Genomic DNA, 24,967 nt, shown 5'->3' on the forward strand with positions numbered 1-24,967 from the left:
GGGACATGCCGAATGAGGATTTCAACTTTGGCCCCGGCTCGCTAGGATCGCAGACCCTCATGCAAAGAAGAAATGCCATGGCCAAAATCCCCACCTCCCGCGTTGACAGGCTGCTGTCCTCGATGGGCTACGGCTCTCGCAAGGATATGGCGCGGATGGCAAAGGCAGGGGGGATCACGCTGGACGGGGACGATCTGACGGATGTGACAATGCGGATCCCCGTTACCCCCGATCTGCCCACCCGGATGGAGGTAGATGGAGAACCGCTGGACCCTGTGGCCGGAATGGTCATCCTGCTGAACAAACCCCTGGGCGTGACGTGTTCGCACAAGGAAGAAGGGGGGCTGGTCTATGACCTTCTGCCCAAGCGCTGGAAACTGCGCGATCCGGCACTGTCGACGGTGGGCCGGCTGGACAAGCAGACGTCGGGCCTGCTGCTGCTGACGGATGACGGGGATCTGCTGCACCGCGTGATCAGCCCCAAACGCCATGTGACAAAGACCTATCGGGCGAAACTGGCACGCCCGCTGGATGGCACCGAGGGCAGCCTGTTCGCTTCGGGCGAATTGATGCTGGAGGGGGAGGAAAAGCCGCTTGCCCCCGCCCGACTGGAAGTGGTTTCCCCCACCGAAGCCCTGCTGAGTGTGACGGAAGGACGCTACCATCAGGTGCGCCGCATGTTCGCAGCCACCGGCAACCACGTGGAGGATCTGCACCGCGAACGTCAGGGCGGGCTTTCCCTGCCCGATGATCTGGCACCCGGCCAGTGGAAGCTGCTGTCAGCGGCTGAAATCGCCTCCATCTTCGCATAGCGTGCATGTGCAGGCGCGCTGTCAGCCCTGCACATTCCGACGCGCTTCCTGCCGGTCCCGCCATTGGTTCAACGGCCCCCCGGAACCGTTGCACGGCACAGCCCAGAACCCTTCGTGCATGAACGGTCGAGGGGGCCTTATGCGGCCAGTATCCAGCCCCCGTAGTCGGGCAGACAAGGGTTTCGGCAAAGCATTTCGACAGCGCGGCCGACGTAGGCACCCCGCGCCCCGACCACCCGGATAACGCCCATAACCCGTCATCGACGGAATAGACAGTTCCGGGATTGCACCGGCGCCAAGATCATCAAATGCACCGCCCAGAACTTCGCCCCGATCGGCACAGGCCCATATGTCAGGCCCATATGTGGTGACGGACTTCCGGCCCAACGACGTGGCGACCTATGCCATGAACCTGCTGTATCGTGACGCGGACAAGCCGCATTTCGCGAATGTCGTCATCAAGGGCGGTGGGGATGCGACATCGGCCGCGCGGGCGGTATTCGAGACTGGAGAGACGGATTTCGCGTGGAACCTCCAACTGGCGCCCGATGTGCTTGACCAGATGATGGCCAAGGGCAGGGGCGATCCGGTCACGGCATTCGGGTCAGCCGTTGAATATGTATTCCTGAACCAGACCGACCCCGATCCGGCACTGAACGCGCTACGCTCCACCGTGGAGGGAGGGGAACATCCAATCTTGGCGGATATTGACGTTCGTCACGCGCTCTCGCTGGCGATTGACCGTCCCGTGCTGGCCGAGGCGCTTTACGGCCCCCTTGGCAAACCGACATGCAACATCGTTCCCGCCCCCGCGCAATATGTGTCCACCGCGAATGACGAATGCCTGACTCAGGACGTGGATCGCGCAAAGGCCTTGCTGACCGAAGCCGGTTGGGTCGATACCGACGGCGACGGCATCCGTGACAAGGACGGGCGCAAGCTGTCCTTGCTGTTCACCACCACGACCAGCGGCGTGCGACAGGATACACAAGGTATCCTGAAGCAATGGTGGCAGGATATCGGTGCCGAGGTGGAATTGCGCAACGTGGCGGGTTCCGTCTTCTTTGGCGGGGATGCGGGCAATCCGGACACGCGGCAAAAGTTCTTTGCCGATATCGAGATGTACACAGACAATTCCAAAGGCACGGATCAGGAATCCTTTCTGGCAAAATGGACCTGTGCCAGCATTCCGTCGCCTTCGAACCAGTGGCAGGGCAGCAATGTCCAGCGGTTCTGTTCGCCGGAATATGACGCGCTGGCGGAGAAACTGCGCGAGACCGACGGCCTGGAGGCGCGCACCGCCGTTGCGCGAGAGATGAACGATATCCTTGCGCAATCCTTCACGATGCTGCCCATCGTTCATCGCGGCAATATCTCGGGCAAGGCGAAATCGCTGGATGGCCCGCGGATGAACAACTGGGACAGCGAATTGTGGAACATCGCGGACTGGTCGCGGGTGGACTGACATTGCCCCCGGTTTGCCTGCATGGCGATCCGGGGGAGGCAAGACGCGGGTCGGGCCCGGCGTCAGCGATCGTTCAGGATCATGCCGTGAAGACGGGTGAACACGCGGTCGCTTTCCCGCAGTCCGTCATGCTCATATTCGTTTGTGACCCATGCCTTCAGGCCACCGATGCGTCCGGCGGTTTCCAGTGACAGGCCCGCGTCCACGTACATATCATCATAATATACCGCAGCGGCCACCGGCACCTCGTTCGCGGCAAGGCGTGCCGGGTCATAAAGCATCCGATCCAGAGGGCGCCGGGCCAGGGCCTCAGCCGCGGATTGGAAGGGGCGCAGCGCACGGATTTCGGACAGCATCCACGGATACATCATCTCGCCGGTGAACAGCAGGGGGCGGGCCGTCTGCGCGAAATCGGGGTGCGCCGCGCGCTGCCGTTCGGCGGCCCAGTTGCTGGATTGCCCGTTCTGGCAATAGATCGATTCATGCAGCGCCATGAACAAGGGGTTCTCGGCAAAACCCGTTTCGGCCATCACGGCGGACAGAAAGGTTTCCGACAGACCGCAGGGCGAATGGGGATCAAAGGCTTCGTCCAGCATCCAGTGCAGATGTTCGAAACCCGGCCTTTGCCCGAATGACAGGCCCAGAAGCTGGAAACGGCGGACGGTCAGCCTGTCACCATCCGGCAGCACAGGTGCATGTTCCGCAATCAGATCGGCCACTCTGTTGGCCGCCGTGCGCGCGGCGGGGTAACGGGCGGCGAACTCCTCGTTCTTGGCACGAACGCGCGGATAGGTGCGGCGGTAGATATCGTCGGCCCCCGCATCAAGTCCTGCCAGACCGCCCGTCACCAGACAGGCTTCCAGACCCTCGGGGGCCGTTGACAGATAGCATAGCGTGATCCAGCCGCCGTAGCTTTGGCCCAAGGTTGTCCATTTCACACCGGCATAGACCGTTTTGCGCAGATGCTCGCAATCACGCACGATGCTATCCGCGCCGAAATGCGCCAGGTAGGCACCCCCGGCCTCACCGCCCGGAAATTTCGCGATGCGCGCGCCGGTCACGGGGCTGGACCGTCCGGCTCCGCGCTGGTCAAGCAGGATCACGCGGTAGGATTTCAACGCCTCGGCAAACCAAGCATTCCGGCCCAGAACCGGGCGCGGCCCCTTGCACCCCGGACCCCCTTGCAGGAAAATCAGCAGCGGCAGGTCCTTTGTCGCGTGTTCCGCCAGCACCACCTCACGCGCGAACAGATCGATCGCCTCGCCGTCCGGGTTGGACCAGTCAAGCGGTACGGGCAGGCTGATATCACGGATGCAAAGCCCCGGAACCCTGTAGGATTGGATAGTCTGCTGCATTTCGGCTTCCGTAGATAAAATGGTTTCTGGCAAGGCGCACGACATCGATCAACCGCTTCGTATGCTCATGCAACGAAATGTCCAGCCCTTCGGAAACGGCGGCCCGTGTTGCCGGACCAGATTTGTGGCACACATGCGCAGACTTGCCCAATATACATGCGAAATATCAATAAAATATATTGGAAACATGGTGATAGGGGACTCGCATCCCGCGGCATACCGCGCAAGGATAGGCGCAAACTCCAGGAGATGACATGAGCACACACACGCAGGATGTAGCACAGCACATTGCCCCCTATCTTCAGGAACTGGTCGATATCCGGCAGGACATCCACCGCCATCCCGAACTGGGGCTGAAAGAGGTTCGAACATCACAGCTGGTGGCGGACAAGCTGCGGGAATGGGGTATCGAGACGGATGTGGGCATGGCCGGTACGGGGGTCGTCGGCATCATCCGGGGCAATCGTCCGGGGCAGCGGACCATCGGTTTGCGGGCGGATATGGATGCCCTGCCCATCATTGAGGAAACGGGCGTGCCCTATGCCTCGGAGACCCCCGGCATCATGCACGCCTGCGGCCATGACGGGCACACCACCATGCTGCTGGGGGCCGCACGCTATCTGGCCGAAACGCGCGATTTTGCCGGGACCGTCATCCTGATTTTCCAACCCGGTGAGGAAGGGTGCGGAGGGGCGCGCAAGATGGTCGAGGATGGTCTGTTCGAGAAATATCCCTGCGACGCCATCTACGGAATGCACAACCGCCCCGGAATGCCCCTAGGGCAGATCGGATGTCGCCCCGGCCCGATCATGGCTGCGGGATCATGGTGGCAGGTGAAGTTCAAGGGTACGGGCGGTCATGGCGGCGGTTGGGCCTATAAGGCAACCGATGTGACGGTGGCCGGTGGCAATTTTCTGGCGATGGTCCACAGCATCATCAGCCGGAATATCCCCTCCAGCGATACGGCGGTCGTATCGGTGGGGCATGTATCGTCGGGGGTTGTCACCTCACCCAATGTGATGCCCGCCGAATTCCTGATTGCAGGGATCGTGCGAACCTTCGACTCTGACATCAACGAGACGATGAAACGGCGGATCACCGAAATCGCCAATGGGTGCGCGGCAATGCAGGGCTGCGAGGCCGAGGTGACCTATTGGCACAAGACCTATGGCGTGACCAACGAGGCTGAACAGACCAAGGTCGCGACCGCTGCCGCACAGGCCGTGGTCGGCATCGAGAACGTCATGACCGATATTCCGCAGACCACTGGCGGAGAGGATTTTTCGGAAATGATGCGTGTGGTTCCCGGCACGTTTTCATGGATCGGAAACGGAACGGCGCCCGACGGCTCTGTCCATATCGTGCATACCCCGAAGTACAATTTCAACGATGAGGCCATCCCCTTCGGAATCCGGTTCTGGGCCGAGATCGTCCATACCGAGATGGGCATGCCCGCCTGAAGACAATTGCTCTGATGGATGGCGCAGGCAGTGTTTGCGCGGTCTATCGGGGCATTGCCCCCCAAGTGCCCCATGGCAAACGGCGGGAACGGATCGGGGGAGGGTGTCCGGTACGACGCGGATGCAGAAACTGTGGTTCGTACAGTTGCCTCTGGCCTTGCCCACCATGGCGGTGGAGTTCAATCAGGCCATCATGTTCGCATTCTTCATGGTCATCATTGCCGCCTTTATCGGCACGCAGGATCAGGGGCAGGAGCTTCAGCGTACGCTTGCAGGCGCAGATCTGGGCAAGAACTTTGTTCTCGGAACCTGTGTTTTCCTGATGGCGCTGAGCTTCGACATGATCATCATGAAATGGAGAAACGACAGAAAACGCCGGCTGGCATGATGCAGCCGGCGCCAGCCTCGGATGTTCGTTATCCGTAATGGATCACCGCGGCAGTGCCGTCAGAAATGCCTTCACAAGCGTTGCAGAGTTTTCCGAGGCGAGAGACATGAACACGCCCATCTCGTTTTCCCCCTCACCACCACCGGCAAGGTCGGACAAGGAGCGGAAGGCGATAAAGGGCACCTGATTGGACCATGCCACCTGTGCCACGGCGGCGGATTCCATATCGACGACCTGCGCGTCAAACGTATTGAAGATCCATTCCCGAAGTTCGGCGTTGTCCATAAAGGATGACCCCGACACTCCATGCCCGCCAACATGGATTTGCGGCGGTTCGGCCAGGCATTTGTTCTCGGCGTTGCAATCGGCCAGATGGGCATCGGCCGCCACCTTGCGGGCAACCTCAAGCAGATCGGCATCGGCATCGAACCAGAATCGTTGCTCCGGTTCGCCACGATCGGAGGCGACGGTCGTCTCGGTGGTGAAGAACATCTCGTGGTTCGGGAAGGGCGAGGAGATGAAGCCCGGCAGTTCGTACCCATCCTCACCCCGGCGGGCCATGACGGTTTCCAGCCATTGGCCCCATTCGGCCGCCACCACCACATCACCGATGTGCAGATCAGGGTTCACGCCGCCTGCGATGCCGGAAAAGACAATCGACCGGATATCGAAATGATCCAGCGCAAGCTGCGTGGTCATTGCTGCGTTCACCATCGACACGCCGGAAAGGAACAGGACCACATCCTGCCCGGACAGTTGGCCCGTGATGAACCGCTGCCCGTTGATCACCTGGGTTTCCGCATCCGTCATATCGGCCTGAAGGCTGATCCATTCCGGCTCGAACGCCGACATGACGGCAATCCGTGGTGTATCGGCAAAGGCGGGAACAGCGGACAGCATAAGCGCGGCAAGTGCAGGACGGACAATGGACATGAAAGGAACCTATAAGCGTTTGTTTCCAAAACCATAAAGTCAGGACCGACGAATGCATAGCGGTTATTTCGGACATGACGTAACGCGCACTGCCTTTATATCACATAAGATATACTATCTGATAATCGTTACGGTCTGGCAGCCACCAAAGCATTCTATTCCATGCCCGCCTCAGGGGCGATGCAATTGCGGCAGCGGGTGGGTAAAACTGCGACGGCCGCGTTTGTAACCCATGATCGGCTGCGCGATCTCTGCCACCGCCGATGCCGGGCTGAACGCATCAAGCGCCACAAAATCCGCGGGCCTCCCGACCTCCAGCCCATAATCCGGCAGGTTCAACAGCTTTGCCGAGCGGTTAGTGATCATCGCCATACATTCGGCCATCTGCTCCGCCACGCCGATTTGCGCGATATTAGCATAGAGGTTCGCCATACGCACAAGCGAACAATCGCCATAGGGCGTAAACGGGTTCATCACATTGTTCGTAGAGAGCGAGCAATTCACGCCATAGGTCAACAGCTCATGCGCGGGGACCACGCCGCGCGGCACGGCATGATCATGATCACGCCCCATCAGGAACAGATCGGTAGAAGGCAGCACGGTCACCGCCACCCCGCAATCGGCCAGCCGTTTTGCAAGCATAGCCAGCTGCGCCCGCGGCAGATAGCTGAACTTGGTAACATGGCCGATGGTGACGCGCCCACCCCAACCGTATTCCTCGGTGCGGCGGCACACATGGTCCACATCCATCATGCTGGTGTCCGAACCGAAATCGAGGTGCATGTCGATATCGACATCGAATTCGCGCGCCGTGTCGAATGTCCAGTCGATCTGCCCCTTTGAATCGGTATCGACATAGGGCGCGGCACCCAGCACCTCTGCCCCCTCCTCCAACGCCTGCCGCAACAGCGCATCGGTGCCAGGGTTGTTCAACAGGCCCTCTTGCGGGAACACGCAGATCTCGGCATCCATCGCCCATTTGTAATCAGCAATGGCACGGCGCACCCCGTGAAAACCGCGAAGGCCGATGACGGGATCGATCTCTACATGCGTGCGCATGCGCATGGTGCCACGCGCCACGCTCTTGGCCAATGTATCGCTGGCACGCCGGTATACGTCATCCTCGGTGAAACCCGCCTTGACCGAGGCGACCTGCTGGATTGCCTCCTGGATGTCGCCGCGGCAGATGGTGCAGCGATCAAGGATGCAGGCCTTGTCCAGATGAATATGGGTTTCGACAAAACCGGGTACGATCAGCCGCCCGCCAAGATCGATATCCTCCTCGGCCGGGGTCAGGTTCGTGCCGACTGCCGCAATGCGCCCGTTGGTGATTGCCAGATCAAGGCGCGTATCCGGCGCCTCGGCCAGAACAGCGTTGCGTATTGTGATGGACATCAAGGCCGCCCCGCGTTGAAAGATGAGTAACGATACGGTTCGTATCCGCGATCCAGATCGCTGCGCCGCAGATCCGCGATGATGTGCGGCATCAGGTCGGCCACCATTGCGCGGTTGACGGCCTCTCCTTTGGTCTGCGGTGCGGCCATACGGTCACGGATTTCGGCCATCACGGCATCGCGGTCAATTCTCGTGACGCGTCCACCGTCGACAACCAGTTCGCCATCCACGAACACCTGCGCGATTGCGGATCTGGTCAGCCGATGCAGCACGGTATCAACGATCGGTGTACGCGGATCAACAAAGGGGCGTTCCAGCCTGCCCCGGTCCAGCAGCACGATATCGGCCCGCAACCCGGGTTCAAGGCGGCCGACCTCCCCCCCGAAGCCCGCGCTTTGTGCGCCATGCTCGGTTGCCGATTGCAGCACCTGCGCTGCATCCAGCCGGTCATTGAACAGGCCCGTTTCCCGGTGCAACGCCCAGACCAGCTTCATTTCGACGGTCATGTCCCTGTCATCCAGAATATTGGACTGGTCGATGCCAAGCGCCACCGGAATGCCGCGTTTCACCATTTCGTTCACAGGGGCAATACCGCTACCAAGGCGCAGACCCGAGCTGGCATTGTGGCAGACCATGCAGCCGCAGCCGGCCAGAAGGTCCAGATCGCGTGCCGTTGTCCAGTTGCCATGCCCGATCGTCAGATGCGACCCGAGGCAGCCAAGGCGGTGCAGATGCTCCACCGCCGAACAGCCGTAGTATTCATGCGCGAACCGCGCCTGACGTTCGGTTTCCGCCAGATGCATGTGGATGTTGGACCCGACTTCGCGCGCTGTCCCGAATATCATCTGCAGGCTTTCGTCGCTGCACCAATGGATATTGGCGGGGGCCAGATGCATGCGAACGCGGTCCGGCGCACGATCCGACCATCGTGTTCGCATGGCGCGGAAAAAGGCCATGTAGTCAGCCGTCGGTGTGCGCGTTGCGGCAAGCTGTTCGTACAGCCATCCCCGCAGCGGCGCGGGCAACCCTGCCAGAAAACCGGCATCCGGCCCGTATCCCATGACGTTCTGGTCGCGCATCATGAAAGAATAACCGGCACGCATCCCGATATCGCCATAGGCCCCCAGAATGGCATCGGTCGCATCGGCCCATTGATCCGGCCCGCCGACCAGCCCCGAGTGGATATGATGGACCGTGGTCGTGCCGCTTTCCAGCATCTCGATCGCGGAATACAGCGTATCAAGCCGCGGGCCGATCTGGCGCATCCCGCGGAACTGCGGCAGCCACATTTCCAGCGGAGCAAAGGGAACACCGCTCATCAAGGGCGTGATGCCGAAATGGTGGTGGCTGTTCACCAGCCCCGGCATCGCGATCATTCCCTGTCCGCCGAAACGCGGCAAATGGTCGTTTTCTTTTTCAATTTCGGCCAGCGGCCCGATCCGGGCAATCACGCCATTCTGCACCCGGATGCCCGCGTCATGATGCACTTCGGCCAGACCATCGGCACCGCGCCCGCAGATCACGGCTCCGGCTTCGATAATGCAGTCCTTCATGAAACCCTCGTGCAGTCCGGGATGAGGCCGGGAGGGCCGCGCGGTATGTACCTGCGATCATTTATACCCGACCGGAAAAGACAATGCCGGGTCCGCATACCGTTCGGCCCACAGCCCAGCTTCGGCTATAAAATGGTCACTTTCCGGCCAAACCGCACCGGACAGGGCAAAACCTGCCTATTCCAGATTGGTGTGATTGGCCCGCATTGCCATGGGTGTGATTTCCAGCCGGTCCCGCAGATCCAGCACCACCAGTTCGAAGAACAGGAACATGAGAGCCTCGAACAAGGAACCCATGGGGAGAATGGACGTGGCCCTGCTTCCCTGATCCGCCGCCATGGTCTGGGCGGGCAGGTGCACCACATGATCAGCCCCCTGCGGAACCGGCCCGTCCGGCTCGGCGGTAAAGCAGACAACCTTTGCCCCGGCTGTCCGCGCAATGCCGCAAAGGGTGGCGATGGTCGCGATATCACCCGGCCCCGCGCTGACCAGAAAGACATCACCGGCCCCGACTGGCGGCAGGGTCATGTCGCCCACCACATGGACATCGCAGCCCAGATGGAACAGCCGCATGGCAAGCGCGCGCATCATCAGCCCCTCGCGGCCGACGCCATGGCAAACGATACGCCGTGCCGTGGCCAATAGCTGGCCCAAAGGCTCGATCTGTTGCAACACATCGACCCCCAGGCCCGGACGCAATTCGTCCAGCAGCCGGTCGGCGGTTTCCAATGAGATAAGGGTCATGTCCGGTATTCTCCTGATTATGGTATTGCGGCACGGCACGGGGCCATGCCGCCGGTACGGGGCGGCTATGCCCCGATGCCCAGACCCCTGCGCGCATACTCCCCGCACCAGCGGGCATAGCGGTCGTTGTGCATTTCCGCGGATCGGGGGTTCGGGGCCACCACGCGCGCCGCGCGGGCGCTGACGCTTCTGGCGATATCCATTTCGCCGTCCAGCGTTTTGCAGGCTGCCACCGCCGCGCCCAACAGGACGGGTTCGGCCGTTTCCGACAGCAGAACCTCACACCCCGTCGCATCGGCATAAAGCCGGACCAGCAACGCTGATTTGGCATGTCCCCCGCTCAGGTGGATCTTGCGGATCGGGACCCCTTTGGCGCGCATCGCATCGATGATCTGCCGCGTGCCGTAGGCGATGCTGACACAGGCAGCCCAATAGACACGTAGAAAGGTTTCCTCCGGATCCTCCAGCGTCAGCCCAAGGATGGCCCCCCGCAGGGTCGGATCCGCAAAGGGCGCACGATTGCCCAGAAAATCGGGCAGCACCATGATGTCACCGGCTTGATCCGGCTCCCGCTCCATCCGTGACAGCAGCTTGGTCGCCAGCGGACCGTGCGGGGCATCGCCATAATGCTGCGCTGCCGCGAACAGGGAAACGATCTGGTCCAGCATGGCACCCGTGGTGCTCTGCCCGCCTTCCAGCGCATAGATGCTATCCAGCACCGCCCCCTGATACGGCCCCCAGATGCCCGGCACCTCTACCCGCTGTTTCGTCAGCGCGATATGGCAGTTCGACGTGCCCGCGATTAATGCCAGCCGCGTATCCAGCGCATCATCGGCATAAAGCCCGGATGTGCCCAAGGCCCCGGCGTGGGCATCAACCAGCCCCACCGCCACCCTGCAACCGGTTGTCAGTCCCAACTCTGCCGCCGCCTGCGCGGTAAGGGGGCCGGCAAATGCGCCGACGGCTGATGCTACCTCGGGCAGCTGCGCCTTTTCGCGCAGATCCGCCAAACCAATCTGGTCGAAGAAGGACGAAACCCATCGCCCTGCATCCGCATCATAGGTCCATTTGCACCCCAACGTGCAGACCGAACGCAGGTTCGTGCCCGTGGCCCGCCAGCCCAGAAAATCCGCCAGATCTGCGGCATAGCCCAGCCGGTCCCACAGATCGGGACGGTTTCGCTTCAGCCACAGAAGCTTGGGGATCTGCATCTCTACCGAAATGGAGCCGCCCAGGTTCCTCAGCACTTCGGAGCCGGTGGCGTTGCAGATCCGCGCCTCCTCATGCGCGCGCTGGTCCATCCACATGAACATGTCCCAGCCTGCCGCACCCTCGCTCAGGCACAGGGGTTCATGGGACCGATCCAGCAGGACCAGCGAACATGTCGCGCTGAAGGACAGGGCCCGCACCTTGGCCGCATCGATATCCGCAGCGGCAACGGCCCCTTTGGTGGCAGTACAGACCGCCTGCCAGATATCCTGCGAAGATTGCTCTACACACCGGGCCTGCGGGCGGTGGGCCCGGATCGGGTGCTGCACCGTGGCCAGCAATTGCCCTGCCCCGTCGAACACCCCGCACCGCGCACTGCCCGATCCCACATCAATTCCAAGAACATATGCCATTTTCGCCCCTCCCTCAGGATTTCGTCTGGAACGGGGCACGAACCGCCATCACGACGATCAGAAATGCGCCCCATGCCACCGTGGCCAGATGCTGGCTTGCCCCCATCAGGTTCATACCCGATGCGATGACCTGCAGGCTGATCAGCCCGACGGCCAGCGGCAGGACCCGGCCGAATCCGCCGAACGGGTTCGCCCCCGCAAGGAAACAGGCAAGGATCGTGATCAGCAGATAGCTTTCACCGTGGCCGACCCGAACCGAATTGAAACGGGTCAGCATCAGAAAGCCCGCCAGTCCCGAAAGTGCACCCGACAGACCGTACACCCAGACCAGAACACGGTTGACGTTGATCCCCGAAAACAGGGCCGCCTTGGGGTTCGACCCGACCATATGGATGGAAAAGCCCAGTTTGGTGAACTGCATGATGTAGAAGCACAGCCCGACCGCGGCGAGGAAGATGATCATCGGCACGGGAATGCCAAACAGGCTGCCATGGCCGATCACCTCGAACACATCCGGCATGCCAGAAATATCGCCGCCCCGCGTAACCGTCTCACCGATGCCGCGCAGCAGGATCATTGCCCCCAGCGTGACCAGGATCGGATGCGCGCCGACATAGGCCACCATCGCGCCGATCAGCATTCCGATGACCAGCCCGGTAAAGATGCTGATCAGCAGCGCTGCCGGAATGGCCACGATCCCGTGGTTCATCAGCGCCGATTGCACCACGAAGGCTGCGGCCAGCCCGCAGATATTGGCCGAGAACGTAACGGCCAGATTCAGACCGCCCGCGATGATCGGGATGAACATGGCCAGCGTCAGCAGCCCCAGTTCAGGCAACTGGAACGCCATGGACCGGAATATTCCCAGCGACAGGAAGTTCGGCGCGGCGATGGAGAAGAACAGGATGACGGCAGCAAGGAACGCGAACATTGCAGCCAGTTCGATCCGGTCACCGGACCATTTAGCGGACAGATTACGCATCGGCTTCACCTTTGCCATTCACGGAAGAAAGTTTGGGAAGAAGGCGGTCAAGGTTGCGCACCGTGATGGCGGACAGGATGATGACCCCGACAACAACCTTGAAGACAAAGGGCGAAATCCCCAGCAGGTTCAGCCCGTTCTGGATCAGCGCCAGCAGCATGACCCCCAGCACCGCACCGGTAACGGTGCCACGGCCACCGCCCAGAACCGCACCGCCCAGCACCACGGCGGCCAGAATATCCAGCTCGCGGCCATAAAGCGCGTTGGGCACAACCTCCCGCACGATATGGGCCTGCATCAGCCCGGCGATACCAGCGCACAGCCCCAGCCAGCCATAGGCAAACGCCTGGACGAAGGCGACATTCACCCCCGACCGTTTGGCCGCATCCGGGTTGGACCCGAAGCCGTAGATCTGCCGGCCAAGGCCCGTGCGGGACAGGATGAACCCGGTCAGAACCACCATGACCGCCATGACCAGCACCGGCAGATAAAGCGTGGCCGACCCCCGCTCCAGTTCATAGCTGAATACGGGAATGCGGGAATACAGCCAGTCGGGAATGGAATAGATGGACCGCCCGCCGGACAGATACATCAGCAGTCCGAAGAACAGGTTGAATGTCCCGATCGTGACGATGATGGAAACGATACGGAACCTGTGGATCAGCAGCGCATTCAGCAGCCCCAGCGAAATGCCGACCACGCAGGTCAGCAGCGCCGCGATGGCCCAGTTCCCGCCGTCGATCGTCAGCAGGTAGCTGATGACGACATATTGCACCACAGAGGCTGCGACGGAAAAGGAAATGTCGATCCCGCCGGACACCAGCACGACCACCAGCCCCACGGCAAAGATGATGTTCACCGACTGGTTGTTCAGCAGGTCGAACATGTTCTGGACGGTGGCAAAGCCCTGTGTGGCAACACTCAGATAGGCCGACACCACGGCGATCAGGACAACCAGTATGCCCTCGGGCGACAGCAGGGCCTTACGCATTGATCAGCTCCTCAAGTTTTTCTTCGTCGACATCTGCGGGATCAAGCTGCTGGTGGATGCGGCCGTTGCGCAGGATCAGGCACCTGTCGGCATGGGTGTGGATCTCGCTCGCCTCGTCGCTGATCAGGATGATCGACATGCCGGTGGCCGCCAGATCGCGGACGATCTCGAAAATGCCCGCTTTGGCCCCGACATCGACACCAACCGTTGGCGCATCCAGGATCAGGACCTTGGGGTTCGTTGCCAGCCATTTGGCCAGAACGATCCGTTGCTGGTTCCCCCCTGACAGGACAGATACCGGCAGACGCGGATCGCTGACCTTGGTCTTCAACCGGGCAATCCAGCTTGTGCAAAGCTGCGAAAGCCGCGAGGGCGCCAGAAACACCGGCGGATCCGCCAGATCGTCCAGAACCGTGATGGCGGTGTTGTTGATGATCGACTGGTTCTGGATCAGGCCGAGGTTCAGGCGATCTTCGGACACATAGGCAATGCCTGCCGCAATCGCATCCTTGTTGCTGCCAAAGCTGACAGGCTTGCCTTCCAGCAGGATCTGTCCGGCATCCGCCTTGTTCATCCCGAACAGCGTCAGCGCAATCTCGGTCCGGCCGGACCCCATCAGGCCCGTCAGCCCCAGGATTTCGCCGCGCCGCACGGCAAAGGACACATCTGCAAATTCACCACGGCGGGTCAGGCCCTTCACCTCGATCGCGGTTTCACCAAATGTCTGGGGGCCACGCGGTTCCTCGTGGACGTCCATGCCCGTCATCAGCTTGGACAGTTTCTTCTGGCTCATCCCCTCGGTGGGGTAAGTACCGACCAGATTGCCGTCGCGCAGAACCGTTACCCGTTCGCAGACATCCAGCACCTCGGCCAGGCGGTGGCTGACGAAAACCACCGATATGCCCGCAGCCGACAAACGGCGGACAATCCGCAGCAGGGATTCCGTTTCCTTGCGCGTCAATGACGCCGTCGGTTCATCCATGAAGATGATTTTGGCATCGGCGTCCAGCACGCGGCAGATCGCGACCAGCTGGCGTTTCGCAATGCTCAGGTTACCGACCAGCTCGTCGGGGTCCAGATCGATGTCCAGGCGGGCGATGATCTCGTTCACCCGCCTTTTCCTGTCCCGCGATCCTACGGGCTTCAACGGAGAGGCCACAAAACTGTCGAAGGTGATGTTTTCGGCCACGGTCAGATCGGGAAAGACCGCCAGATCCTGCCAGATGACATGCACGCCGTTGCGTTTGGCATCCGACGGGGTGATGTGGCCAGCGGACTGCCCGCTGCCAAAACCGATGCGTGCGCCCGGTTCCGGACGGTGGACACCGTTGATGACCTTGATCAGGGTGCTTTTGCCACAACCATTCTCACCGGCCAGACAATGCACCTCCCCGACCTTCAGATCGAACGAGACATTCTTGAGCGCCGAGAAAGCGCCAAATTTTTGTGTAATATTTTCGGCTTTTAATGCGTAATCTGTCATTTCGGCGCCCCATCACGACTGGTCGCTCCGCCGCCGGTACAAGGCGCAGACCCAGAATTTGCGAAATTTCGGAAATCGGCGTGGCGGCACGCCCGCAAGCGCACCACCACTCTGGCAGGCGGCGGGGTTACAGCCCCAGCTCGGCCAGCCCGTCAACACTCTCTTCGGTCAGGGCCAAAGGTTTGTTGGCATAGATGTTGTTGCCCTCCAGCTTGATCTGGCCCAGCAGGGGCAGATCTTCGCCGTCGGTAATTTCCTTACCCTCGACCAGCATCTGACCCAGCTGGACAAAGACCTTGCCTGCTTCCAGCGGGCTCCAGACAAAACCACCCGTGATAGCCCCCTCATGGACAAGGCGGCGGCCCTGCCCTGCGGAAAACAGGCCGACGACCGCGACATCACCCGACAGGCCGCGTTCCTGCACGGCGCGCGCGGCACCGATCGGTCCCTGGCTGCCAAACGCCAGAATGCCGGACAGATCGGGATGTGCGCGGATCAGGTCCAATGTGGTATTGCGGCTGTCATCCACGCTTTCGGCAACACCGAACCGCTCGGACACCTGCTTCATGTCGGGGCAATGCTCTGTCAGATAATCGACCGCCGCATCGGCCCATGCGTTCTGCGCAGGCACCGTCAGGCCCCCGACGTAAACGGCATAGCTGCCCTTGCATTCCGTGGCATTGGCAAACAGTTCTCCGTGGGCAATGCCCAGATCCTCGGTAGAGACGAGTTCGAAGTTGTAGTCGTTGTTCACGGTATCCGGCGATTCATGGGTAATCACCTTGATTCCGGCGGCACGCGCCCGCTCCAGAACCGGCTCCAGAACCTGTGCGTCATTCGGCACGACACCGATGACATCCACGCCGCGGGCGATCAGATCCTCGATCGCCCGGACCTGAAGCGCGGGGTCGTTACTGGTCGGCCCGACCATGAAAGCGTTGACGCCAAGCGCCTCTGCCTCTTGGTCGATGCCCATTTCCATCGCGTTGAACCACGGGCTGCCGCCCTGTTTCACCACGACGCCGATCGTGGTTTCAGCCGCAGCCAGAACCGGTGCGGATGCAAGCAATGCGGCAGCGATGCCGATATTGATCTTCGTGAAAGCCTTCATGGTATCCTCCCTGGATGTCCCCCCGATGCGCAGGCTATGCACAATCGATTGCGCTAAATTTGCATAGAGAGCATAACGGTGTCAATATCATCCTCGGAATTTCAGGGTCACCGCCGAAATATGAACGATACGTCAAGAAAAACAACGATCTACGATCTTGCTCAGCTTGCTGGAACTTCGGCGGGAACGGTTAGCGCGGTTCTGAACGGCAGCTGGAAAAAACGCAGGATCAGCGAGCAGATGGCCAATAAGGTGCGCCGTCTGGCCAAGGAGCGGGGCTATGCCGTCAACATGCAGGCCAGCGCCCTTCGCAAGGAACGGTCCGGCATCATCGGCATGATCCTTCCGATCTACGACAACCGCTTCTTCAGCTCCATCACCCAGAATTTCGAACGGCTGGCACGGGAAATGGGCTACTTCCCGATCACCACCTGCACCCACCGCGACCCCGCGCTGGAACTGCAGGCCGTGCGGACGATGTTGCTGTATCAGGCCGAGTACATCATCTGCACCGGTTCTACCGATCCCGACCAGCTTTATGACCTGTGTGCCAAGGTGGGCGTCCCCACGCTCAACATCGACCTGCCCGGCAACAAATCCGTTTCGGTCATATCCGACAACTATTCCGGCGCGCTGCAGCTGACGCACAAGCTGATCGATGATGTGCAGGGAACGTGCCGGATGCTGTTCATCGGCGGCCAGCCGACGGACCACAACACCAAGGAACGTATCCGCGGGTTCCGGCAGGCCCATATCGAACGCGGCCTGCCGATTGACGAAAGCCAGATCATCCCCTGCGGATATGAGGCGCCCAAAGCAAAAGAGGCCATAAAGGCCCTGTTCGGCAACGGCTTCGAATCCTACAACGCGATGTTCATCAATTCGACCATCTCGCTTGAAGGGGTGACCCAAGCCCTCAGCGACGCCGGCAACCTGCATTCACCTGATATGGCCGTGGGCTGCTTTGACTGGGACCCTCTGGTGGCCGTGCTGAAACCCGAGATCACGATGGTAAAGCAGGATGTGGAAAAGATGCTGTCGGAACTGTTTGCCTTGATCCGCAGCGGCACACATCAGGGCGCACGCATCATCCAGATTCCCCCGATCCTCGGGCACTGACCACGGCACATATCGCGCCCCGGCCCGCCCGCGATCGGCTTCACGGCTTTGGCACCGACGGAAAATCCGGGCTGCCCCGTGAAAGCACATGATCCTCCTGCACGGCCATATGTCCGGCCGTGCAGGGCGCGCAGAATAGGACTGCGGATCACCCAGAAAGATAGAAAGATTTTCATATGCTCAGCATCCGTAAATTTCCTACGATTGCCACCGCATTGCTGGCGGGGGGCCTGATCCTCAATGCAGGCGCAACCCTGGCCCAGGAACAAAAGCGCCCTCCGCCGCCCGATCTGTCCGTGGTGTCCAGCACGCTGGACGTGCCGCAGAATGTCCTGCGCACCTGCCTTGGTGAACCGCCTGCAGCCGATGATCACCCCCAACCGCCGGACATGGCCGCACTGAGCGATTGCCTGAACAAATCCGGCCATACCGTCTCCGCCTCCGATGTAGAGGCTGCGTTCCGGGCCGCGGTGCCACCGCGCCAATGACCAATAGGGCCGCAGGATTCCGGGTTCTGCGGCCCACCCTGCAAGACCTGTGTTTTCTTTGCGCCCGAACGGGGTACACTGTGCAGGAAAACCATAGGACTGCGGAATGACACGCCCCATCGCGCTCATCGGTTTTGGGGCTATTGCCCAGGACCTTATGAAGAAAGCGGATCACGATCCGCAGATCAACGTCACCCAGATACTTGTCAGGCCCGCCCGCAAGGCGCTGATCCAGTCCACCTTTGGCGGCCGGATACAGGCGATCACGGATGTCTCGGATCTGTCGGATGATACGGATTTCGTGCTGGAATGCGCAGGACATGAGGCATTGCACAGCTTGGGGCCGCAGGTTCTGCTGCGCGGCGTCGATCTGGGCATCCTGTCGGTGGGCGCATTGTCGGATATGGCGCTGGAACGCGGGCTGAAGGACGCGGCCACCAAAGGGGGCGCACAGGCCACACTGCTGCCGGGGGCGATCGGCGGGATCGATGCCCTTGCCGCCGCGGGTTCCGTGGGGCTGGACCATGTGATCTACACCGGAACCAAGGCCCCCCGAAGCTGGCGCGGCACGCCCGCCGAAGACAGGTTCGATCTGGACAGGCTTGGGTGTGCCACCGAGATATTCGCCGGTTCCGCACGGGAGGCCGCGCGCCTTTTCCCGAAGAACGCCAATGTGGTTGCCACCGTTGCCCTCGCCGGTCTGGGGTTTGATGATACGCAGGTGCGGCTGATTGCCGATCCCGCCGTCACGCGCAACACCCACCGCATTCAGGCAACCGGCCCCCTGCTCGATCTGGATCTCACGACGACGGCAGGCACATTGCCCGACAATCCGAAAACCTCGGCCCTGACATCCGCCAGTGCCTATCGTGCATTGAAATCGCGCAACTGCGCCTTTGTCCTGTAGGGGCCAGCGTCATTGCCCCGCTGCCGGAAAATGTGAGCCGTCGTGAGCACCTGTCGGCCACAGTCACCCATCTGCCCCGCCCGTTTCATGCCACGCACCAGCGGGCACCACACTTGGGCGTGAACCGGATCATGACGGTGCATAACATCGGCCCGCGCCCGCCAGAAGCCCGGGGCGATATCAGGCACATTGCTTGTCATGAGAGCGCCCTCCCCTTACGCATTGCAAACACAGACGTTTTACCGACCCGAAAAGGATGACCTGCATGTCGATGGAAATAACCAAAGTCCGCACCAGCGATGACATTGCAGCCGTGCGGACCCTTGTCTGGGAATTTTTCGATGTGATCAAACAGCGCTACCCCGAAATGCACAGCGAGATCGATACCTACATCAGCAAGCAGAACGTCGCGGGAGAGCTGGAGAATTTCAGCGCCTACTATCTGCCCCCGAAGGGTGAAGCGTTCATGGCGTGGCTGGATGGCGAACCCGTGGGGATTGTCATGCTCAAACCTCGCGGCACGTCGGATGGAGAGATGAACCGCATGTATGTGCGCGAAACCGCACGTGGCCACGGCTTGGGCCGCAAGCTGGGGCAGGCGCTTGTGGCCGAGGCGCGGGTATTGGGATATGGTGCCGTATGGCTGGATGCGATTGACCGGCATGTAGAGGCCTTGCCCCTGTACGAAAGCCTGGGCTTCGAGCGCTACACCGACCCGGATGCCTTTGGCGGCGAGGATGCGCGGTTCGTCCATATGAAGCTGGCACTATGACAGGGGGCTGGGTCACAGGCAGGTGGACAGGATCGTCACCGGAAACAGCGTAAAGGCAGAGCTGACCAGCCCGATCCACGCCCCCGCCACGATCAGCCACCGCCTGATCCCCTGATCGCAGGGCATTGTCCGGACCAGCATCACATGGCCCGCCAAACCTGCGCCCCACAGAGCCCATAGCGCCATGTGATGCAGATCACCCCACAACACGGGCTGCTGCTGCCACCCCCGCGCGCAGCCCAGACCATGCAATGCATAGACCCCGGAAAACAGCGTGGCCCATAGGACGGGCCCGGCCAGAGCGCGCACCATCCATGCCATCAAAGCACCTCCTGGGCCAGCACGATCCCGACCCCGGTTGCCGTGACGGTCAGCCAGAACTGGTGAAACAGCCGCCATGCCGGTATCGCGCCCCGCCGTTCGGCCCCCAGCCGGTTCGTGCGGGCATCCCTGTCGGCACGAAGCGCAAGCATCGTGGCGACGATGCCATGCACAGCGGCATACCCCAGCAAAGCGGCGCGCAGCGCATCCCGGGAATGGCGCCGCGGATCATCCAGCCCCGCCGCCAACCCGCACATGCAAATCAGGGCAAGGACCGAGGCACAAAGCCCCGCGCGCGTCCAGATGGCAGCATCAGGCGCTCCGCGGCACCCCTCAGCCCTACGCGCGGCATATACGACAAATGCCGATGACAGCAGGGCCGCTGCTGTGGCAAACAGCATCGGCACGGCCCTGTAGCCCGCGCCGGGTGCAGGCCATTCAGGGGCGATGACGCTCAGGAATCCGACCGCGAACAGCAACGATGCGAAAACAGTCCCGTCCGCCACAAGAAAGGCGATGCAGCCGGTATAGGCCAGCGTCTGCCGTTTATGAAAATGCGGCGGCAGGTTCAGGCCGGGGGCAACATCGATCGGCGGCAGATCCCGCTCCACCCCCATGATCGCGCCCCACCGCCAGACCATCACCAGCGTCGCGACGATCCCAAGGGGTGCCAGCCAGTACAGACCTGCCAGCATCAACCCGAAGAAACTGCCGATGGCCACCGCCGTCCACACCGGCAATGCCGTGCTTCGGGCCAATACGGCAACATGGTCCGGCCTGCCGCTTGCCGCATCCACCACCAGCGTTTCGCGATGGCCCCGCGGGGCGCCGGGCAACAGCCCCTGCCCCTTGGCCAACGGCAGAACCGCATTTGCATCACCATGAAGCGGTGTGGGCAAGGAGGCGAAATTATAGGACGGGGCGGGCAGCGGCATGGCCCAGTCCAGCGTCGGTGCGTGCCACGGATTGCGCCAGCTGCGCCGCCCGAACAGCCATTGCATGACCATGTCAAAGGCGAACAGCGCAAACCCCATCGCCTGCACCATGCCGAACACGGACGAGATCAGGTTTGGAATTTCCCATTCAGGATTGCCGGGATAGGCATCGACCCTGCGGGGCATCCCCAACAGGCCCGTCAGATGCATGATCAGGAACGTGCCGTGGAATCCGATGAAGATCAGCCAGAATGCGGTCTCTCCCAATCCGGAAATCCGCCACCGCCCGCTGATCATGGGCATCCACCAGGTCACGGCGGCAAGCATGGGAAACACGAACCCGCCAACCAGCACGTAATGCAGATGCGCCGTTACAAATGCCGTATCATGTGCCTGCCAGTTGAACGGAACCATCGCCAGCATCACGCCCGTCAGACCGCCCAGAACGAAGGTGCCGAAGAACCCCATGATATACAGCATCGGCAGCCGGAATTGCACCTGTCCCCCGTACATGGTGCCGATCCAGGCGAATATCTGCACCGCCGTAGGCACCGCCACCAGCGCAGATGCCGCAGAAAAGAACGCCAGCGCCATATGCGGAATGCCCACGGTGAACATGTGATGCACCCACAGCCCGAACGACAGGAACACCAGCCCCAGAATGGCCGCCACAATCGCACCATAGCCAAGGATCGTCGTACGGCTCAGCACCGGAATGATCGTGGATAGCGCCCCGGCAGCGGGCAGAAAGATGATGTAAACCTCGGGGTGGCCGAACAGCCAGAACAGGTGCTGCCACAGCAGCGGATCGCCACCGCGCGATACATCGAAAAACGGCCAGTCGAAGGCACGTTGCAGCTCCAGCAGGATTGACCCCAGGATCAGAGGCGGAAAGCCGATCAGCATCATCGCGGCTGTGCCCAGCAGATACCAGGCCATCAGCGGCATGCGGGTCAGCGGCATATGGGCGGCCCTGCAACGCAGGATGGTCACGGTGATTTCCACCGCAGCGGCCATTGCCGAAATCTCTACGAAGGTGACGCCAAGCAGCCAGACATCGGCATTCACGCCGGGGGTATGCACCTTGTCCGACAGCGGCACATACATGAACCAGCCGCCGTCAGGGGCCACGCCGAACACCAATGACAGAACGATGGTCGTCCCGCCGAACAGATAGCAGAAATACCCCAATGCGCTGAGCCGTGGAAACGCCATGTCCCGTGCGCCCAGTATCTTGGGCAGCAACCACAGCGCCAACCCTTCCAGCAGGGGAATGGCGAACAGGAACATCATGATGCTGCCATGCATCGTGAAAACCTGGTTATAAAGCTCGCTGTCCAGAAATGCCCCCTTGCGGGTGGCAAGCTGCGCGCGGATCAGCATGGCCAGAACGCCGCCGATGGCAAAGAACACGAAGGCCGTCGCCATGAACCGCAGCCCGATCGTACCGTGATTGACCGAGGTGAAAAACCCGCGCAATCCCGGATCATCGGCCCAGACCCTGTCCAGTTCACGGTGCAGATGCAACGCGCGCTGCGCCTTGTTCGGGGGAATGTCGGTCATGGCAGGGCTTTCTCGGCGGGGGCATCGATCAACGCCGACGGCGGGTTGGCAGGATCATAGGCGATCAGGGTAAAACGCATCTTTCGATAGCCCGGACCCGAGAATTCGGCGGATTGCCCGGCATATTCACCGGGGCGGTCGGCCTGCAGGCGATGCAGGTTCACATGCCCCGGAATGGCATCCATCTTGCCGCCAAGGCGGGGCACCCAGAAACTGTGGATCACGTCCGAAGACCGTATCTCCACCTCGAACGGCTGTCCCGCAGGAACATACAGCACGTTCCGTGTCGTGACAGGCCAGCCCCCCGGCGCGGGTTGCACGAAATCCCATTTGTAGCGGCTGGCATGGGCCTGCACCCGCACCACGGAATCGCCCCTGGCAATTATACGTTCCCCGGTCCACAGGGCGCTTGCCAGAAGGACGCCCAGCACGGTCATGGTGAACACCAGTCCCCAACCGACAATCCACACCCGGAAAGAGGCTTTGCGCGGCGCGCCCCGTATGGCCCCCCACAGCATTGCCAGCACGAATGCGGTGATCAGCCCCGCGCCGGTTGCCATGACCCACCATAGTCTGGCAACCTCGGCCGCAGCGGGACCGGCAGGGGATAGCACGCTCAACGGGGCATCGCAGGCAGATAAAAGCGGAACTGCCAGCAGGATAGCACGCTTGTAGGAAAAGGCCGCCGTCAGGAGAGACCGCAGATGCGACAGAGATACAGCTGGAAACAGCGCCGCCGTCTGGCCGATCCGATCGAGGAACATGCCACTTTCGACGATACGGAAACCAACGTCGCCATTGCCGGGCACCCCCTGCATGCGATGATGGTCGCCTTTCCGATCGCGTTGGCCTTTCTCACATTTGCCGCGGACGGCATGTACTGGTTCACCGCCGATGCATTCTGGCCGCGTGTGGCCCTTTGGGCCTCGGGAACGGCCTTCATGATCGGCATGGCCGCCGGTGTCACAGGCACGATAGAGCTGTTGATGACACCGGGCATCCGCATCCGGTCCGCCAGCTGGACGCATTTCATCCTGGCCGTCATGCTGCTGTCCATCCTCGGGTTGAACTGGGGCTTTCGCCTGCCCGACCCGGAGGCGGCAGTGCTGCCGTTCGGCGCCATGATTTCGGCACTTGGCGCCATGCTGACGGGCATCACCGGCTGGCACGGCGGCAAGCTTGTGTTCGATTACCGGATCGGAACCAAGCCCGATTAGGGGATATGCCGCCATGTTCATGTCTGCTCCCGCGGTTCCAGAAAGATGGCGGGCATGTAATCGGTTATGCCCCCCAGCTCCGGTTTGGCCAGAACAAGCCACAGCACCCCGAGGATCAGCGGCAGAACCAGCGCCAACCCGAACAGAGGCGAGAAATTCCGCTGCAACCCCCGCTCCTCGGCCGAGGAGACGACCAGATGGCCCAACCACGCATGGACCAGTGCCATCCCCGCAACCAGCGCCAGCTTGGCCACCAGCCACAGATCGAAAACACCGGCGGCAAAGATCAGCCCCGTTCCCGCCGCCACCGCGATGATTGCCGCAGGTGTCGCAAACCCGACATAGCCATAATGCGTGATCAGCCGGAATTCGGCATAGCGTGACTGGCGGCTGCCCTGCAAAGGCTTCTGCTTGCGGCTATCGCCATAGATCGTCATCAGAACCGGCAGCGCGATCAATGCGGCGCACCAGCACAGCATTGCCGCCAGATGCAGGAATTTGAGCGCCACGATCACGCGGGGGCACCCTGCATCCAGCCACGGCGCAACAGCATTGCTGCCATAAAGGCAAGGGGCACAAAGCCGGGCACCCACATCGCCAGCCCTGCCAGCTGCTGGTCGGCCAAAGGATCCATTCCCCAAATGGCAGCCCCATAGATATGTTCGAAATAGAGCAGTGTCGGGGCAAAGGTCAGAATGGCACCGATGAACCCCATCACCCCCGCAAACCCCGCAATGCCCAGCACACCGCGGAATAGTCCTGCAGCATCATCGGTCGGGACCAGAACGGTGGACCAGAACGCCCACGCCGCGCCCAGCATCGCGATCTGCATCATCCAGTACGCCAGATCGGACTGCCATATCCACGAATAGATGACCGGCACATGCCATGCCACCATGATGACCGACAGGGCGGCCAACCATCCCCCCACCGACCCCCGGCGTGCGATTGGCAGGGCCGTGGCAAGTGCGGGCGCGGCAAGCGTCATGATCACAAGATGGTGGAATGCACGGGCAGTGAACAGCCCCGCCGTCAGCGCGCAAAGGGGCGAGACAAAGGCCAGAAACAACGCCAGCCAACCGATGCAGGCCGCAGGCAAAGTCCCCTGCGTCCGCCTGCGCCACAGCACGAACCCGAAAACCGCAAGGCCCAGCAGAACCAGCGGATCAAAATTCCACGATCCGGCCAATGCTGCGGGCGTCGGCGCCGGGCCGCAATAGACCGTCGCCTCGCCGGTCGGGTTCAGAGCAGGCCATTCCCGTGCCATTCAATCTCCCGGTTTTGTTCCATCATTTCAACAGGCATACCGATGATCTGTTTCCCGCATTCCATCAGGCCAGAAGATACCGGC

Annotated in this window: 23 protein-coding genes and 1 pseudogene; 9 read left to right on the top strand and 15 right to left on the bottom strand. The window is 61.4% G+C overall.

Going from position 1 to position 24,967, the window contains the following annotated elements; genetic code table 11:
- Together TR36_RS11845 and TR36_RS11850 are read left to right on the top strand one after the other, a co-directional pair.
- Positions 1 to 812 (top strand): pseudouridine synthase (locus tag TR36_RS11845; RefSeq protein ID WP_370553402.1); only part of this gene is annotated, 812 nt, incomplete at its 5' end.
- 349 nt (positions 813 to 1,161) lie between these two features.
- Positions 1,162 to 2,277, top strand: coding sequence for a peptide ABC transporter substrate-binding protein (locus TR36_RS11850; protein WP_052362674.1), 1,116 nt, complete (start codon positions 1,162 to 1,164; stop codon positions 2,275 to 2,277).
- Positions 2,278 to 2,339: 62 nt separating this feature from the next.
- Here the strand turns inward: TR36_RS11850 and TR36_RS11855 are convergent, their stop codons facing one another.
- A complete protein-coding gene (locus tag TR36_RS11855; RefSeq protein ID WP_062763326.1) occupies positions 2,340 to 3,632 on the bottom strand; it encodes an alpha/beta fold hydrolase in 1,293 nt (430 codons plus the stop codon).
- 254 nt (positions 3,633 to 3,886) lie between these two features.
- Between TR36_RS11855 and TR36_RS11860 the strand changes: the two genes are divergently transcribed.
- A complete protein-coding gene (locus tag TR36_RS11860) occupies positions 3,887 to 5,092 on the top strand; it encodes an amidohydrolase (RefSeq protein ID WP_045393169.1) in 1,206 nt (401 codons plus the stop codon).
- A 106-nt stretch (positions 5,093 to 5,198) separates the two neighbouring features.
- Positions 5,199 to 5,480, top strand: a pseudogene (locus TR36_RS11865) (ABC transporter permease subunit); the annotation flags it as partial.
- A 42-nt stretch (positions 5,481 to 5,522) separates the two neighbouring features.
- Here TR36_RS11865 and TR36_RS11870 read toward each other — a convergent pair.
- From TR36_RS11870 to TR36_RS11910, 9 genes are all read right to left on the bottom strand, one after another.
- Complete coding sequence (locus TR36_RS11870; protein WP_045393163.1) at positions 5,523 to 6,413, bottom strand: 5'-methylthioadenosine/S-adenosylhomocysteine nucleosidase; 891 nt, start codon at positions 6,411 to 6,413, stop codon at positions 5,523 to 5,525.
- A gap of 171 nt (positions 6,414 to 6,584) precedes the next feature.
- Positions 6,585 to 7,808, bottom strand: coding sequence for an amidohydrolase family protein (locus tag TR36_RS11875; RefSeq protein ID WP_045393161.1), 1,224 nt, complete (start codon positions 7,806 to 7,808; stop codon positions 6,585 to 6,587).
- On the bottom strand, positions 7,808 to 9,361 hold the full coding sequence (locus tag TR36_RS11880; protein ID WP_062763328.1) for an amidohydrolase family protein: 1,554 nt from the start codon (positions 9,359 to 9,361) through the stop codon (positions 7,808 to 7,810). Before TR36_RS11880 ends, TR36_RS11875 begins: the two co-directional genes overlap by 1 nt.
- Before the next feature lie 177 nt (positions 9,362 to 9,538).
- Positions 9,539 to 10,105: an SIS domain-containing protein gene (locus TR36_RS11885; protein ID WP_045393157.1), complete on the bottom strand. Its 567-nt coding sequence runs from the start codon at positions 10,103 to 10,105 to the stop codon at positions 9,539 to 9,541.
- A gap of 65 nt (positions 10,106 to 10,170) precedes the next feature.
- Positions 10,171 to 11,727: an FGGY family pentulose kinase gene (locus TR36_RS11890; RefSeq protein WP_062763330.1), complete on the bottom strand. Its 1,557-nt coding sequence runs from the start codon at positions 11,725 to 11,727 to the stop codon at positions 10,171 to 10,173.
- A gap of 13 nt (positions 11,728 to 11,740) precedes the next feature.
- Positions 11,741 to 12,709 carry an ABC transporter permease gene (locus TR36_RS11895; RefSeq protein WP_045393153.1) on the bottom strand — a complete coding sequence of 323 codons (969 nt, stop codon included), beginning with the start codon at positions 12,707 to 12,709 and terminating at the stop codon, positions 11,741 to 11,743.
- A complete protein-coding gene (locus TR36_RS11900; protein WP_062763332.1) occupies positions 12,702 to 13,700 on the bottom strand; it encodes an ABC transporter permease in 999 nt (332 codons plus the stop codon). The genes TR36_RS11895 and TR36_RS11900 overlap by 8 nt, the downstream gene beginning before the upstream one ends.
- Complete coding sequence (locus TR36_RS11905) at positions 13,693 to 15,183, bottom strand: sugar ABC transporter ATP-binding protein (protein ID WP_045393149.1); 1,491 nt, start codon at positions 15,181 to 15,183, stop codon at positions 13,693 to 13,695. Before TR36_RS11905 ends, TR36_RS11900 begins: the two co-directional genes overlap by 8 nt.
- Before the next feature lie 127 nt (positions 15,184 to 15,310).
- Complete coding sequence (locus tag TR36_RS11910; protein ID WP_045393147.1) at positions 15,311 to 16,294, bottom strand: substrate-binding domain-containing protein; 984 nt, start codon at positions 16,292 to 16,294, stop codon at positions 15,311 to 15,313.
- Between the two features lie 120 nt (positions 16,295 to 16,414).
- Here TR36_RS11910 and TR36_RS11915 point away from each other — a divergent pair, with 120 nt between their 5' ends.
- The 4 genes from TR36_RS11915 to TR36_RS11930 all read left to right on the top strand — a co-directional run bounded on the left by TR36_RS11915 (position 16,415) and on the right by TR36_RS11930 (position 19,580).
- Positions 16,415 to 17,413 carry a substrate-binding domain-containing protein gene (locus TR36_RS11915; RefSeq protein ID WP_045393145.1) on the top strand — a complete coding sequence of 333 codons (999 nt, stop codon included), beginning with the start codon at positions 16,415 to 16,417 and terminating at the stop codon, positions 17,411 to 17,413.
- Between the two features lie 176 nt (positions 17,414 to 17,589).
- The gene (locus tag TR36_RS11920; RefSeq protein ID WP_045393143.1) at positions 17,590 to 17,901 is read left to right on the top strand and encodes a hypothetical protein; all 312 of its coding nucleotides are present in this window, start codon (positions 17,590 to 17,592) and stop codon (positions 17,899 to 17,901) included.
- 106 nt (positions 17,902 to 18,007) lie between these two features.
- Positions 18,008 to 18,808, top strand: a complete 801-nt coding sequence (locus tag TR36_RS11925) for an aspartate dehydrogenase (protein ID WP_062763334.1) — start codon at positions 18,008 to 18,010, stop codon at positions 18,806 to 18,808.
- Between the two features lie 265 nt (positions 18,809 to 19,073).
- A complete protein-coding gene (locus tag TR36_RS11930; RefSeq protein ID WP_052362673.1) occupies positions 19,074 to 19,580 on the top strand; it encodes a GNAT family N-acetyltransferase in 507 nt (168 codons plus the stop codon).
- 12 nt (positions 19,581 to 19,592) lie between these two features.
- Here the strand turns inward: TR36_RS11930 and TR36_RS11935 are convergent, their stop codons facing one another.
- From TR36_RS11935 to TR36_RS11945, 3 genes are read right to left on the bottom strand one after another with little or no spacing between them, the layout of a single operon-like run.
- Positions 19,593 to 19,901: a hypothetical protein gene (locus TR36_RS11935; protein WP_062763336.1), complete on the bottom strand. Its 309-nt coding sequence runs from the start codon at positions 19,899 to 19,901 to the stop codon at positions 19,593 to 19,595.
- Positions 19,901 to 22,399, bottom strand: coding sequence for a cbb3-type cytochrome c oxidase subunit I (locus tag TR36_RS11940; protein WP_045393137.1), 2,499 nt, complete (start codon positions 22,397 to 22,399; stop codon positions 19,901 to 19,903). The genes TR36_RS11935 and TR36_RS11940 overlap by 1 nt, the downstream gene beginning before the upstream one ends.
- Positions 22,396 to 23,013 carry a cytochrome c oxidase subunit II gene (locus tag TR36_RS11945; RefSeq protein WP_370553407.1) on the bottom strand — a complete coding sequence of 206 codons (618 nt, stop codon included), beginning with the start codon at positions 23,011 to 23,013 and terminating at the stop codon, positions 22,396 to 22,398. The genes TR36_RS11940 and TR36_RS11945 overlap by 4 nt, the downstream gene beginning before the upstream one ends.
- A gap of 90 nt (positions 23,014 to 23,103) precedes the next feature.
- Here TR36_RS11945 and TR36_RS11950 point away from each other — a divergent pair, with 90 nt between their 5' ends.
- Positions 23,104 to 23,616 (top strand): DUF2231 domain-containing protein, encoded by a 513-nt coding sequence (locus tag TR36_RS11950; RefSeq protein WP_045393135.1) that lies wholly within the window; start codon positions 23,104 to 23,106, stop codon positions 23,614 to 23,616.
- Between the two features lie 17 nt (positions 23,617 to 23,633).
- On the opposite strand, the gene TR36_RS11955 is transcribed toward TR36_RS11950, so the two are convergent.
- Together TR36_RS11955 and TR36_RS11960 are read right to left on the bottom strand one after the other, a co-directional pair.
- Positions 23,634 to 24,131 (bottom strand): CopD family protein, encoded by a 498-nt coding sequence (locus tag TR36_RS11955; RefSeq protein WP_045393133.1) that lies wholly within the window; start codon positions 24,129 to 24,131, stop codon positions 23,634 to 23,636.
- Positions 24,128 to 24,883, bottom strand: coding sequence for a cytochrome c oxidase assembly protein (locus TR36_RS11960; RefSeq protein WP_045393131.1), 756 nt, complete (start codon positions 24,881 to 24,883; stop codon positions 24,128 to 24,130). The genes TR36_RS11955 and TR36_RS11960 overlap by 4 nt, the downstream gene beginning before the upstream one ends.
- Between the last annotated feature and the right edge of the window lie 84 nt (positions 24,884 to 24,967).

Origin of the sequence: Falsirhodobacter sp. alg1, from assembly GCF_000739715.2 — a bacterium.
Lineage (GTDB): Bacteria > Pseudomonadota > Alphaproteobacteria > Rhodobacterales > Rhodobacteraceae > Falsirhodobacter.